Source organism: Sphingopyxis sp. 550B (assembly GCF_057401805.1).
In genome coordinates this window covers 2,827,159-2,840,576 of record NZ_CM171610.1, presented here as the reverse complement: position 1 = coordinate 2,840,576, position 13,418 = coordinate 2,827,159, and the positions used below count along the sequence as shown (strand labels likewise).

At 67.5% G+C, this 13,418-nt stretch carries 12 protein-coding genes; 7 read left to right on the top strand and 5 right to left on the bottom strand.

Annotated elements, in window-relative coordinates; genetic code table 11:
- Positions 1-48 precede the first annotated feature (48 nt).
- Both AC2S9W_RS13325 and AC2S9W_RS13320 read left to right on the top strand, forming a co-directional pair.
- Complete coding sequence (locus AC2S9W_RS13325; protein ID WP_486571011.1) at positions 49-831, top strand: SapC family protein; 783 nt, start codon at positions 49-51, stop codon at positions 829-831.
- A gap of 13 nt (positions 832-844) precedes the next feature.
- Complete coding sequence (locus AC2S9W_RS13320; protein ID WP_067113015.1) at positions 845-1,399, top strand: cytochrome b; 555 nt, start codon at positions 845-847, stop codon at positions 1,397-1,399.
- Positions 1,400-1,419: 20 nt separating this feature from the next.
- On the opposite strand, the gene AC2S9W_RS13315 is transcribed toward AC2S9W_RS13320, so the two are convergent.
- Positions 1,420-1,629 carry a DUF1674 domain-containing protein gene (locus AC2S9W_RS13315; RefSeq protein ID WP_076075478.1) on the bottom strand — a complete coding sequence of 70 codons (210 nt, stop codon included), beginning with the start codon at positions 1,627-1,629 and terminating at the stop codon, positions 1,420-1,422.
- A 61-nt stretch (positions 1,630-1,690) separates the two neighbouring features.
- Here AC2S9W_RS13315 and AC2S9W_RS13310 point away from each other — a divergent pair, with 61 nt between their 5' ends.
- On the top strand, positions 1,691-2,992 hold the full coding sequence (locus AC2S9W_RS13310) for an RsmB/NOP family class I SAM-dependent RNA methyltransferase (RefSeq protein ID WP_234002640.1): 1,302 nt from the start codon (positions 1,691-1,693) through the stop codon (positions 2,990-2,992).
- A 351-nt stretch (positions 2,993-3,343) separates the two neighbouring features.
- Here the strand turns inward: AC2S9W_RS13310 and AC2S9W_RS13305 are convergent, their stop codons facing one another.
- The gene (locus AC2S9W_RS13305; RefSeq protein ID WP_234002639.1) at positions 3,344-5,104 is read right to left on the bottom strand and encodes a DUF885 domain-containing protein; all 1,761 of its coding nucleotides are present in this window, start codon (positions 5,102-5,104) and stop codon (positions 3,344-3,346) included.
- A 127-nt stretch (positions 5,105-5,231) separates the two neighbouring features.
- On the opposite strand from AC2S9W_RS13305, the gene AC2S9W_RS13300 reads away from it, so the two are divergent.
- The 4 genes from AC2S9W_RS13300 to AC2S9W_RS13285 all read left to right on the top strand — a co-directional run bounded on the left by AC2S9W_RS13300 (position 5,232) and on the right by AC2S9W_RS13285 (position 9,426).
- Positions 5,232-6,548: an MFS transporter gene (locus AC2S9W_RS13300; RefSeq protein WP_486571010.1), complete on the top strand. Its 1,317-nt coding sequence runs from the start codon at positions 5,232-5,234 to the stop codon at positions 6,546-6,548.
- 124 nt (positions 6,549-6,672) lie between these two features.
- Positions 6,673-7,347, top strand: a complete 675-nt coding sequence (locus tag AC2S9W_RS13295) for an RBBP9/YdeN family alpha/beta hydrolase (RefSeq protein ID WP_076075486.1) — start codon at positions 6,673-6,675, stop codon at positions 7,345-7,347.
- Positions 7,344-8,264: a cysteine synthase A gene (gene cysK, locus AC2S9W_RS13290; protein WP_067183783.1), complete on the top strand. Its 921-nt coding sequence runs from the start codon at positions 7,344-7,346 to the stop codon at positions 8,262-8,264. Before AC2S9W_RS13295 ends, cysK begins: the two co-directional genes overlap by 4 nt.
- A gap of 10 nt (positions 8,265-8,274) precedes the next feature.
- Entirely contained in the window at positions 8,275-9,426 is a 1,152-nt protein-coding gene (locus AC2S9W_RS13285) for a cell wall hydrolase (RefSeq protein WP_486571009.1), read from the top strand.
- Between the two features lie 127 nt (positions 9,427-9,553).
- Here the strand turns inward: AC2S9W_RS13285 and AC2S9W_RS13280 are convergent, their stop codons facing one another.
- The 3 genes from AC2S9W_RS13280 to cysN form a co-directional block, all read right to left on the bottom strand.
- Positions 9,554-10,690, bottom strand: coding sequence for a zinc-binding dehydrogenase (locus tag AC2S9W_RS13280; protein WP_486571008.1), 1,137 nt, complete (start codon positions 10,688-10,690; stop codon positions 9,554-9,556).
- Positions 10,691-10,763: 73 nt separating this feature from the next.
- Positions 10,764-11,519, bottom strand: a complete 756-nt coding sequence (locus tag AC2S9W_RS13275) for a 3'(2'),5'-bisphosphate nucleotidase CysQ (RefSeq protein ID WP_486571007.1) — start codon at positions 11,517-11,519, stop codon at positions 10,764-10,766.
- Positions 11,516-13,417 carry a sulfate adenylyltransferase subunit CysN gene (cysN, locus tag AC2S9W_RS13270; protein WP_486571006.1) on the bottom strand — a complete coding sequence of 634 codons (1,902 nt, stop codon included), beginning with the start codon at positions 13,415-13,417 and terminating at the stop codon, positions 11,516-11,518. Before cysN ends, AC2S9W_RS13275 begins: the two co-directional genes overlap by 4 nt.
- Position 13,418 lies beyond the last annotated feature (1 nt).

The following is a 13,418-nucleotide window of genomic DNA, read 5'->3' as shown; positions in this document are numbered from 1 at the left end:
GAAAACCGCTTTCTTCCGCCACGCGGAAACCTGTTTCGGAGAATCATGATGGCCACGGCGCCGACCGCTTCCAATCTGCCCCTCTTCTACAAGGATCTGGTGCCGCTTTCGAGCGTCGACCACGCCGATTTCCATGCGCGCCCGCTCGACAGCGCCGATTTCCTGATCAACCAGCACGCCGTGCCGCTGACCTCCGACGAGTTCGTTTCCGCGTCGCGCCACTATCCGATCGTCTTCTCGGCCGGCGACAATCCGGTTCCGCTCGCGCTGATGGGCCTCAACGAGGGCATCAACACCTTCGTCAGCGAAGAGGGCAAGCTGATCAATCCGGTCTATGTCCCGGCCTATATCCGCCGTTATCCCTTCATGCTCGCCCGCCTGCGCCCCGACACCGACGAGCTTTCGCTCTGCTTCGATCCGACCTCGGGCGCGATCGGCAAGTTCGACGAGGGCGATGTGCTGTTCGTCGACGGCAAGCCGTCGGACGCGGTCAACAATATCCTCGAATTCTGCAAGAATTTCGAGGAAGCGGGCCAGCGCACCGGCCAGTTCGTCGAGGAACTGCAGAAGGCGGACCTGCTGATGGACGGCGAAGTCAGCATCCAGGGCGACGGCTATGAACAGCCCTTCGTCTATCGCGGCTTCAAGATGGTCGACGAAACGAAGCTGCGCGAACTGCGCGGCGATGTGCTGCGCAAGATGATGCAGAACGGCATCCTCGCGCTGATCTTCGCGCATCTCTTCTCGCTGCAGCTGATGCGCGAGATCTTTGCGGAACAGGTGAAGGCCGGCAAGATGCCGGCGGTGACGGTCGCCCCGACGACCGCCTGAGGGAGAACGAGCCATGGCCACCGACGCGACGGCGGGAACCACCGCGAGCCCGCGTTACACGAAGGTGGCCATCTGGCTTCATTGGCTGATCGGCGCCGCGGTCATCGTCAACATCGGCCTTGCGATGCTGACCGAGGGCCTGCCGCGCGAAACCCACCGCGAAGCGATGGCGATCCACAAGGCGCTGGGCGTCACGGTGCTGGCGCTGACCCTGATCCGGATCGCGTGGCGGCTCGGACACCGGCCGCCGCCGCTTCCGGCAAGCGTTCCGGCATGGCAGCGCCCGCTCAGCCGGATCGTCCATTTCCTTTTCTATGCGCTGCTGATCCTGTTGCCGCTGTCGGGCTGGGTCTGGATGTCGGCGGCGGATCGGCCGATCGATTTCTTCGGCCTGTTCACCCTTCCCCCGATCGCCGCGCCGGGCAAGGCGCTCGCCGACACGATGCACGAACGGCACGAAATGCTGGGCCTGACGATGCTGGCGCTGGTGATCGTCCATGTGCTGGCGGCGCTCAAGCACCAGTTCGTCGACCGGTCGGGGGTCAACGCGCGGATGAATCCCTTTTGACAGGCACCGCTCCCCCCGCGTCAGAAGTCGATCGCCAGTCCTTTATATTCCCAGTCGCCATAGCGCACCGGGTCGCGGCCGCCCGGCTGGCTTTCCGCCGGGGCGGGTGCGGCGGCCGCGGAGGCCGGAACCGGCGTGGCGGTCCAGCCTGCCGGCGCCTTGACATGGGCCGGACGCCGGGTCGCGCGCGGCGTCCCGCCGATGATGTCCTGTTTCGCTCTATCGGTCATGCCGATCCCATAGGCCGCCTTGGCGCCGCCGCCAAGCGCGATGGCACGGAAGGAGCGCGCCGTGGCTGATGCCCGCAATCGCAGGCGGGGCCGTGCCGATGCGGGCGATCCGCCGGGCACCGCGCCGCGCCGCGCGGCCCTGCGGCTGCTCGACGCCGTGCTGCGACGCGGCGAGCCGCTCGATCTTGCCGCCCATGCCGCGACACAGGGCCTGACGCCGCCCGACCGCGCCTTTGCGATCGCGATCGTGTCGGAAGCGCTGCGCTGGCTGACCGCCATCGACACGCTGATCGACGGAGCCACCGAACAGCCGCTGCCCGAGGACGTCAAGGCGCGCGCGGTGCTGCGGATCGCGCTGGCCCAGTTGCTCGTGCTGCGCAGCCCCGCCCATGCGGTGGTGGCGACGGCGCTGCCGCTCGTCGCGGGCGGGCCCCGGCGGCTGGTCCACGCGCTGCTGTCGCGCGCGCAGAAAGAGGCATGGGAACTGCCCGACCATGCCGCCCTGCCCGCCGCCACCGCCGCGCGCTGGGCCGAGCAATGGGGGACGGACATGGTCGCGGCGGCCGCCGCCGCGTGGAGCGCGCCACCGCCCGTCGACCTGAGCTTCGCCGCCGAGCCGCCCGAACCGCTGCCCGAGGCGTTGGCGCTGGCGCCGCTGCATCGCCGCCTGCCGCGCGGCGGCGCGATCGAGGAGATCGCCGGCTATCGCGAAGGCGGCTGGTGGGTACAGGATCTGGCGGCGTCGATCCCGGCGCGCCTGCTCGGCCGCGGCGAAGGGCGAAGCGTGCTCGACCTGTGCGCCGCGCCGGGCGGCAAGACGATGCAATTCGCCGCCGCCGGGTGGCAGGTCGTGGCGGTCGATGCCAGCGCGAAGCGGCTCGAACGGCTGCGGGCCAATCTCGCGCGGACGAAGACGAATTTGCAGGCCGAGGTGGTGCAGGGCGACATCCGGCGCTGGCAACCCGACGAGCCCGCCGATGCGGTGCTGCTCGACGCCCCCTGCTCGGCGACCGGCATCTTCCGGCGCCACCCCGACGTGCTCCACCGCGTCGAGGCGGCGCAGATCACCGAAATGGCGGCGCTGCAAGCCGACCTGCTCGACCGCGCCGCGGCGTGGGTCAGGCCCGGCGGGCGGCTCGTCTATGCTACCTGCTCGCTCGAACGCGCCGAGGGCGAAGAGCGGATCGCCGCCTTTCTGGACGAGCATCCGGGGTGGGTCGTCCTGCCCGCGACGGCCGACGAACTGCCGGCGGGCGTCGAACCCGACGCGTCGGGCTTCGTCCGCACGCTACCGACGATGCTCGCTGACCGCGGCGGTCTCGACGGTTTCTTCGTCGCACGGCTGGAGGCGCCATCCTGCTGACGGCAGGGTTCAGCGTGCAGCCTATGCCCTGAAAGCCGGGTGCTCCCGCGAAGGCGGGGGGCCAGAGCGTATCGGCGTGCCTCTTCCGTCACGCTCTGGGTCCCCGCCTTCGCGGGGACACCAATTTCCACCACAAGCCCCGCAGGCTTAGAGCATCGAGCATTAAATCTGAACCGTTTGCCCCCCGCTTTCGCGGGGGCAAGCTCTGAGCTTGTCGAAGCCTGTCCTGAGCGCCTGCAAGGCAGTCGAAGGGGGCCGTTCTTTCTTCTGGCGCCGCAAGAAGAAGGACAGTGCTTCGACAAGCTCAGCACGAACGGCAGAAAGGGTGATGCAGATTTAACGCACAATTTTCTAGAACACCGCCTTCGGCGCGTCTTCCTTCATCATCGCCTGACGCACCATCGGGATCGGGGGGCCGCCGTAGGACAGGAACTGGTCGTGGAAGGCCTTCCATTTGGTCCGGTCGCCCGCCCCCCCGTTCTTGGCTGTCCAGTCCTCGCGCAGCTTGCGGATCATCAGCTTGCCCATCGTGTAGTTGAGGTAGAGCGGGTCATAGGTGCCGCGCGCCGCCTGTTGCCGGGCGTTGCCCTCATCCTGCCAGCATTGTTCCTTGAACAGCTTTTCGGAGTCGGCGACGGTCATGCCCTTGGTGTGCAGGCCGATCGCCGAAAGATAGCGGCAATCGCGCAGCAGCGCGTTCGAAAGCTGGCCGATATGCGTTTCGGGGTCGCCGTCCCCCAGCCCGGCATCCCACATCATCTCCTCGGTATAGTGCGCCCAGCCCTCGGCGAAGGCATAGCCGACGAACAACTTGCCGAAGATGCTCTCGGCGCGGTTCGAGTGGAGGAAGTTGAGGAAATGGCCCGGCCACACCTCGTGGACCGAGGTGAACATCAGGTCCTTGCGGCCCGGCACGAAATCCATCTGCGTCTGCTTGTCCCACGCGGGGTCGGGCGGCGAGATGTAATAGACCGACGGCAGGCCTTTCTCATACGGCCCGGGGATGTCGATATAGGCGCTGTTCTGCCGGTTATAGGGCGGCGATTCCTCGACCTGCGCCTGTTCGGTGCCGGGGATCGTGACGAGGTCCTTTTCGACGAGGAAGGCGCGCAGGGCGGGCAGTTGCCGCCGCGCCTCGGCGACCGGACCGTCGGCGGGCTTGTCCGCGTTCATCTTCTTCATGCAGTCGGCGATCGTCATGCCCGCGGCATAGGTCGCGCAGGCGGCCTTGAGCGCGTCCTGGTTGCGCTTGAGGTCGGCCTGGCCGATGCGTTCGAGTTCGTCGAGCGGCGTGTCGACCCCCTCGTTGGCGAGCAGCATCTTCGCGAACCGGTCAGGCCCCAGCGCCCAGCCGTCGGCGGTGCCGGGCTTCGAGCCGACATAGGCCGCAAGGTCCTTCATCGCCGCCGCCGCCTTTGCCGCCGCGTCGTCGAACTGCTTCTGGAGTTCGGGGTCCTTGACCTCTGCAAAGGCCTTCTTGGCGTCGCCGGTATAATAGTCGGCAAAGCCGCCGAAGCCCGCCGTGCCGAACTTGACGAAGGTCGCGGGCAGCGGAAGCGTCAGGTTCGCCTTGATCTGCTCCGCGGCGGCCGGGACCTTCTGCGCATAGGCGATGAACGCCTTCATCCGCGTCGCAGCGTCGGCATAGGGGCGCGAGACATAGACGTTGGGGTCGAGCGAGCCGACGTAGAAGGCCGGGTTCCGGTGCGGGAAGTCCGCGTCCTTCAGGAAGAAGAGTTGCCCCTCGGCCACATGGACCAGATAGTCGCGCTCGAATTTCTCGGCATCGGTCATCTGCGCGTCGAACGCCCTGGCGTCGGCGATCGTCTTTTCGAGATAGGCGATCTGCTTCTGGATGCCTTCGGGCGACCAGTCGGGCAGTTGCCCGTCATATTCATGCTTGCCCTGATAGACCGCGAAGTTCGGATTGAGCGGGAAATAGCCGGCGAGGAAATTGTCGCGGAACTCGGTCCAGTTCTTCGCCTGCTGCGTCGAGGCGGCCCCGTCGCCCGATGCGCCGCCCGATGCGTCGCCCGACGCGTTGCAGGCGGTCAGGACGAGGAGCGCGGCCGCCATCGCGGCCCCGCCGAGGTGGGCAAATCTGGGTTTCATGCGGGTATCTCCCTGTTTTCCGATGGCGCCTCTTCTGGCATCCGCCCCCGCGCGTGGCACCCGATAATCGACGAACGACAGCATCGCGCCTCTGGACAGCCGGGATTGCCGGGCTAGGAGCGGGACCATGGCCACCATCCCACCACCGCCCGACGAAGAGCCCGTGCTGCCGGGGGATGCCGCGGCCAAAGCCCCTTCCCCGCTGCGCTATGCCGATTACCGATATTACTGGTTCGCGCGCTTCACCGCGGTGATGGCGACGATGGCGATGGTGGTGGTCATCGGCTATCAGCTCTACGATACCGCGCGCACCGATTACGGCATGTCGATCCGCGAGGCGTCGTTCCAGCTCGGCCTGCTGGGACTGGTGCAGTTCGTGCCGCTGGCGATTCTGACCCCGGTCGCGGGCTGGGCGGCCGACCGGTTCGAGCGGCGCAGCGTCGCGATCTTTTCCAACCTGATCGACATCGGCATCGCCGCGACGCTCGGCTGGTTCACCTGGACCGGAGGGCTGACGCTGCCGCTGCTGTTCGCGCTCGCCGCGCTGCACGGCGTGGCGCGCGTCTTCTCCGGCCCGGCGATGTCGGCGATCGCGCCCAATATCGTCCCCATCGAGGTGCTGCCGCGCGCCATCGCGATGAGCAGTATCGCCTGGCAGTCGGCCGCGGTCGTCGGCCCCGCCGCGGGCGGGCTGATCTATGCCGCGCATCCGGCCTCGGTCTATGTCTTCGCGGCGGTGCTGCTCGCGCTGTCGGCGCTCACCCTCGGCCGGGTGCGCCCCGTGCTGCCGCCGCCCGCCGAGGTGCGCGGCCACCCGCTGCGCGAGATGGTCGACGGGCTGCAATTCACCTGGAAGGAGCGCTTCCTGCTCGGCACGATCACCCTCGACCTGTTCGCGGTGATCCTGTCAGGCGCCACCGCGATGCTGCCCGTCTATGCCCGCGACATCCTGCACGCCGGGTCGGAGGGGCTGGGCTTCCTGCGCGCCGCGCCCGCGATCGGGGCGGCGATCGTCGCGCTGGGGCTCGCGATCCGGCCGATCGAGCGCAACGTCGGGGTCAAGATGCTGTGGGCGGTCGCGGTGTTCGGCGCCGGCACCGTGGCGTTCGGTGTCTCGAAAAACTTCGCGCTCTCGATGCTGCTGCTGATCGTTATGGGCGCGGCGGACATGTTCTCGGTCTTCGTGCGCGGCACGCTGATCCAGCTCAACACCCCCGACCATATGCGCGGCCGCGTGAGCGCCGTGTCGGGCCTCGCCATTTCGGCGTCGAACGAGCTTGGAGAGATGCGCGCGGGCGCGATGGCCGCAGTGCTCGGCCCGATCGGCGCGGTCGTCGTCGGCGGCGCGGCGGCGATCGGCGTCACCGCGATCTGGGCCTGGCTGTTCCCCGAACTGCGCCACGCGCGCACCTTCAAGCCGCAGTTCGAACCGGCGGCGCGCTGAGCGCGTCACCGCTGGTCGCAAAAGGCCCTCGCCCCGTCCAAAAGCTATTGTCTATTTATTTGGTTGAATTATGGTGAGCGCACCCGTCACCGCGGCTTCCTCTTCCCTCGATGGAGAAACCGCCATGCACAATGCCACCATCCGCTACCGGATCCTGACCATCCCGGGCCTCAACAACAGCGGGCCCACCCATTGGCAGAGCCTGTGGGAGCGCAAATTTTCCCGCTGCGAGCGCATCGACCTCGGCCGCTGGGATGCCCCGGATAAGGACGAGTGGGTCGAGCGGATCGACCATGCGATCGCCGATGCCACCGACGACGAACCGATCCTGGTCGCCGCGCACAGCCTGGGTTGCCATGCCTTCGCCCACTGGTTCGCCGCCGCCGGCGGACTGGCCCGCGCGCGGCTGGCAGGGGCGCTGCTCGTCGCACCGCCCGACCTGTCGCGCCTGCGGAACGATCACGGCCTGACCGGCTTCGCCGATGCGCCCGCCTTCACCTCGCGCGTCCCGATGACCGTCGTCGCCAGCGACAACGATCCCTATGCGAAGACCGCCCACGTCTGGCGCCTGTCGCGGCAATGGGACGCGCGCTTCGTCAATGCCGGTCCCTTCGGTCATCTCAATGCCGACTCGGGGCTCGGGGACTGGCCTTATGGACAGTATCTGCTGGCCTCGTTACAACCTGCGCCGACGCCCGCGCTGGCCGACGAAAGGCTTTGGATCCGCTCGGGAGACTGGCCGAACCGGGTCCGTCGCGATCCCCGCTTCGAACATAGGGAAAGTGCACACAGACGATGAAAGCCAATTCGATCCTCGAAACCATCGGCAACACGCCGCACATCCGCGTCGCGAAACTGTTTCCCGACGCGGAGGTGTGGATCAAGTCGGAACGCAGCAATCCCGGCGGGTCGATCAAGGATCGTATCGGGCTGGCGATGATCGAGGCGGCCGAGCGTGACGGCAGCCTGAAGCAAGGCGGCACCATCGTCGAGCCGACGTCGGGCAACACCGGCATCGGCCTGGCGATGGCCGCCGCGGTCAAGGGCTACAAGCTGATCCTCGTCATGCCCGAAAGCATGTCGATCGAGCGGCGGCGCCTGATGCTCGCTTATGGCGCGACCTTCGACCTGACCCCGCGCGAAAAGGGCATGAAGGGCGCGATCGAACGCGCGATCGAACTGGTCGAGACGACCCCCGGCGCCTGGATGCCCCAGCAGTTCGAGAACGACGCCAACGTCGAGGTCCACCTTCGCACGACGGCGCAGGAAATCCTGGACGATTTCGCCGATTCGCCGATCGACGCGCTGATCACCGGCGTCGGCACCGGCGGCCACATCACCGGCTGCGCCCAGTTGCTGAAACAGCATTGGCCGAATCTGAAGGTGTTCGCGGTCGAACCGACCGCGTCGCCCGTCATTTCGGGCGGCCAGCCGGGTCCGCATCCGATCCAGGGCCTCGGTGCCGGCTTCATCCCGCGCAACCTGCACACCGACCTGCTCGACGGCGTGATCCAGGTCGATGCGGGGGATGCCAAGCAATGGGCGCTCCGCTCCGCGGCGGAGGAAGGCCTGCTCGTCGGCATCTCCTCGGGCGCGACGCTCGCCGCGATCCACCAGAAGCTTCCCGACCTGCCCGCGGGCGCGCGCATTCTCGGTTTCAACTACGACACCGGCGAGCGCTATCTGTCGGTCCCCGATTTCCTGCCCGAAATCTAGGATCACCGCCATGCCGGGCAGCGACGAGCGCGATCCGCCGGCCTTGCGGCGCGACGGCGCGGGATGGCTGTTCGTCCTGCTGGCGGCGATCGCGATCGTCGCCGTCCTCCATGCCAGCGGGCGTGGGCCGGGCGCGGACGCCGCCGTCCGGCCGCACCCCGTCGCGCCGCCGCCCGACGTCGTGCCCGCGGTGCTGCCGACCGAACTCGCTCCCCTCACCGAGGATGATGCACGCACCGAAAACGCCCATATCCCGCTGGTGAAGAAGGGTTTCGTCGCGGCGCGACCCTTCGTCTATCCCGGCAATGGCGACAACCGCGCCCGCGCGCGCGACTGCCTCGCCTCGGCGATGCTCTACGAGGCCGGCGACGATGCCAAGGGCCAGCGCGCGGTCGGACAGGTCGTGATCAACCGCGTCCGCCACCCCGCCTTTCCCAAGTCGATCTGCGGCGTCGTGTTCCAGGGATCGGAGCGGGCGACCGGATGCCAGTTCACCTTCACCTGCGACGGGGCGCTCGACCGCCGCTATTCCGATGCGGCATGGACGCGCGCCCGCGCGCTCGCCGACCGGATGCTGTCGGGATCGACCGACCCCGAGGTCGGGCTCGCCACCCATTATCATACCGACTGGGTCCGCCCTTATTGGAGCGACAGCCTCGAAAAGATCGCGGTCGTCGACACGCATCTCTTCTTCCGCTGGCCGGGCTATTGGGGCACGCCCGGCGCCTTTCGCGGCGCCGTCGCGGGAAGCGACGGCCCGGTCGCCAAGCTCGCCGCGCTGTCCCCGTTCCATGCGGCGGCGCTGACCGCGCCGGTCGAGCTGGCGGGCGCCGATGCCAAGGCCGAGATCGGCGAGACGCGGATCGTTCCGGGTTCCGGCGGCGGCGCGGGGCGCGACGCCCTCTATGTCCAGCTCGACCACCGCGCCGCGCCAGAAAGCTTCGTGGCCACGGCGCTGCGGCTGTGCGGCGACCGGCCCTATTGCAAGTTCATGGGCTGGACCAACCCGGTGCTGAAGCCCGATTCCGACGCGATGAGCGAAATCCAGCGCGCGGCGATGAGCTTTTCCTATCTGCGCGACGACAAGGCGGCGTTCGAAAAGGCGCTGTGGAACTGCACCGAGTACAAGCGCGACGACAAGCGTCAGTGCATGAAGCGGTAAGGCGGCTCCGTTTCATCGTCATTGCGAGCGGAGCGAAGCAATCCAGAGCGGTTACCACAAGCTCCGGATTGCCATGCGGCTTCGCCGCTCGCAATGACGAGCGGGTTCATGCCGACGCTGCCCCGGATCAGCCGTGCGGACGGATCAGATATTTCTCGCCTGTCCGCTTGGCATTATAGGCGGCGACCGCATCGAGAGACAGCGTATCGACCAGCGAGATTTCGTGGCTGTAGTGGCTCTTGAAGGTCGTGGTCAGCTCGTCCGCGACGCGCTGGCGCATGCGGCCGACGACCTCGGCACCGGCCTTCTGCATGAAGGGGGTGAGCAGGAAGCCCGAGAGCGACCAGGCGAAACCGAAGCTGCGGTTGAGCACGGTCGGCCCCATGTCGAGCCCGCCATAGATATAGACCTGCTTGAAGCTGTCGGAGCCATAGCGGCTGTAATTGGTCATCCGCTTCACCGCCGCGGCCTCCATCGCCGACAATATCTGTCCCGCCAGCTTGCCGCCGCCGATCGCGTCGAAGCCGAGCGTCGCGCCCGTCTCGGTGATCGCGGCGATCAGCCGGTCCATGAAATCATCGTCGCTGCTGTTGACGATATGCTTCGCACCCAGCCCTTTCAGGATTTCGACCTGCGCGGCGCTGCGCACGATGTTGACGAGCGGAATGCCGTCCTTCGCGCAGATCTTCACCAGCATCTGGCCCAGGTTCGACGCCGCCGCGGTGTGGACGATCGCGCTGTGCCCCTCCATCCGCATCGTCTCCGTGAAGGCGAGGCTGGTCAGCGGGTTGACGAAGCAGGAGGCGCCGTCCTTCGGATCGGTCCCGTCGGGCAGCGGCATGCACATCTGGACCGGCAGGCAGCGATATTCGGCGTACATCTCGCCGCCGAGCAAGGCCACCGTCCGGCCGAGCAGCGCCTGCGCCTCCGGCGAATCGCCGGCCTTGACGACGAGGCCGCAGCCTTCGTTGCCGATCGGCAGCGCGTCGCCGACGCGGCTCGCCATCGCGCGCATCCCCTGCGGCGGAATGTCGGCGGTGACGACCGGCAGGCCGTCGCGGGTCGCGGCGCGTGCCGTCGTCATGTCGGCCCCGCCGAACAGCAGGCCGAGGTCCGACGGATTGATCGGCGTCGCCAGCACTTTCACCAATACCTCGTGCGCTTTGGGTTCGGGCATCGGGCGCCGCTCAAAAAAAACTTCGAGCTCGCCCTCGGGCTTGACCAGCGTCAGCATGACGAGGTTGGTGGCTGGCAGGTCGGTCATCGCATATCTCCCGGTTTTCAGTTTCTCGATGCAACCGATCTAGGCGAGCGCGTGCCGGCTGGCAATGGCGACCTCACCCCTGCGCGGGTCGATATGCCGCTGCCAGTCGCAGCACTGCGTCGGCCAGCTCCTTCCGGCAGATCAGCAGGTCGGGCAGATAGGGATCGGGGTTGTTGTAGCGGATCGGCGACCCGTCGACGCGGCTGACGTGCAGCCCGGCGGCGGCGGCGACCGCGGCGGGGGCGCAATTGTCCCATTCATACTGGCCGCCGGTGTGGAGGTAGATGTCGGCCTGCCCCTGCACCACCGCCATCGCCTTGGCGCCTGCCGATCCCATCGCGACGAGTTCGGCGTCGAGCCGCTCGGCGACGAACACCGCTTCGGCGGCGGGCCGCGTGCGGCTGACGAGCATCCGCGGCGGCGTGTTGGCGGGGACCAGGGCGATGGGAGCGCCCGACGTCAGCGTCACCCCCTGCCCCGGCAAGGCGACCGCGCCGACGCTCGCCACGCCGTCGATCGCGAGCGCGACATGCACGGCCCAGTCGCGGCGCCACTCGCCATATTCGCGCGTGCCGTCGAGCGGATCGACGATCCAGACGCGGCGGTGCGCGAGGCGCGCGGCGTCGTCCTTCTCTTCTTCGGACAGCAGCGCGTCGTCAGGGCGCGCGGCACGCAGTTCGCGGCACAGCAGCGCATTGGCGCGCGCATCGCCCTCCGTGCCGAGCGCCTTGCCTTCGAGGCCACTATCGGCGCGCAGTTCGTCGAGCAGGCGCCCCGCCGCCGTCGCGAGCCGTTCGGCAAGCTGCTCGTCGCTTTCGGGCGCGCTCATCCCAGCAGCCGCTCGACGATCAGTTCGGCGGCCTGCTCGGGCGTCATATCGGTGGTATCGATGTGGATTTCGGGGTTTTCCGGAACCTCATAGGGGCTGTCGATACCGGTGAAATTCTTGAGCTGCCCGGCGCGCGCCTTCTTGTAGAGGCCCTTGACGTCGCGCCTCTCGGCCTCGGCGAGCGGCGTGTCGATGAAGATCTCGATGAACTCGCCCTCGGGCAGCATCGCGCGCACCATCTCGCGCTCCGCCCGGAACGGCGAGATGAAGGCGGTGATGACGATCAGCCCGGCGTCGGTCATCAGCTTCGCGACCTCGCCGACGCGACGGATATTCTCGATCCGGTCGGCCTCGGTGAAGCCGAGGTCCTTGTTGAGCCCGTGACGGACATTGTCGCCGTCGAGCAGGAAGCTGTGGCGGTTCATCCGGTGCAGCTTCTTTTCGACCAGATTGGCGATCGTCGACTTGCCCGACCCCGACAGGCCGGTGAACCACAGCAGTGCGGGCCGCTGATTCTTGAGGTCGGCGCGCATCTCGCGATCGATGTCGGTCGCCTGCCAGTGGACGTTCTGCGCGCGGCGCAGGCTGAAATGCAGCATCCCCGCCGCGACCGTCGCATTGGTCAACTTGTCGATCAGGATGAAGCCGCCGAGCGTGGGATTGTCGGCATAAGCCTCGAACACGATCGGCCTGTCGGTCGACACTTCGACGACGCCGATGCCGTTCAACTCCAGCGTCTTGGCCGCGAGGCGGTCGAGCGTGTTGACGTTGATCTCGTACTTCGGCGCCTGCACGGTCGCCGACACGCTCTGCGTCGCGAGCTTGAGCCAATAGGCGCGGCCGGGAATCATCGCCTCGTCGGCCATCCAGACGAGCGTCGCCTCGAACTGGTCGGCGGCTTCGGGCGGCGCGTCGGCGGCGGCGATCACGTCGCCGCGCGAACAGTCGATCTCGTCGGCGAGCGTCAGCGTGACCGACTGGCCCGCGACGGCTTCGGAAAGGTCGCCGTCCATCGTGACGATGCGACTGACCGTCGTGGTCTTGCCGCCTGGCAGGATGCGGATCGCGTCGCCCGGCGCCACCCGACCGCTCGCGATCTGTCCCGAAAAGCCGCGGAAATCGAGGTTGGGGCGGTTCACCCATTGCACCGGCATGCGAAACGGCTTCGCCTCGTCGGCGGCACCACCGACATCGACGCTCTCCAGATGTTCGATCAGCGCCGGCCCCTTGAACCACGGGGTGTTCGGCGACAGCGCGGTGATATTGTCGCCCTTGAACCCCGAGATCGGAATGGCGGTGAAATTCGTGATCCCGATCTCGCTCGCAAAGGCGCGATAGGCGAGCGCGATGCGGTCGAACACCGCCTTGTCGTAGCCGACGAGGTCCATCTTGTTCACCGCGAGCACGATGTGCCGGATGCCGAGCAAATGCGCGAGGAAGCTGTGCCGCCGCGTCTGGGTCAGCACCCCCTTGCGCGCGTCGATCAGGATGACCGCGAGGTCGGCGGTAGAAGCGCCGGTGACCATGTTGCGCGTATATTGTTCGTGCCCCGGCGTGTCGGCGACGATGAACTTGCGCTTTTCGGTGGTGAAGAAGCGATAGGCGACGTCGATCGTGATCCCCTGCTCGCGCTCGGCGGCGAGCCCGTCGACGAGCAGCGCGAAGTCGATCTCCTGCCCCTGCGTGCCGACGCGCCGGCTGTCGGCTTCGAGCGCGGCAAGCTGATCCTCGAAGATCATCTTGCTGTCGTAGAGCAGCCGCCCGATCAGCGTCGACTTGCCGTCGTCGACCGAACCGCAAGTGATGAAGCGCAGCAGCGACTTGCGCTCGTGCTGCGCGAGATAGGCGTCGATGTCCTCGGCGATGAGGGCGTCGGTGACGTAGACGGGGTCGGTCATT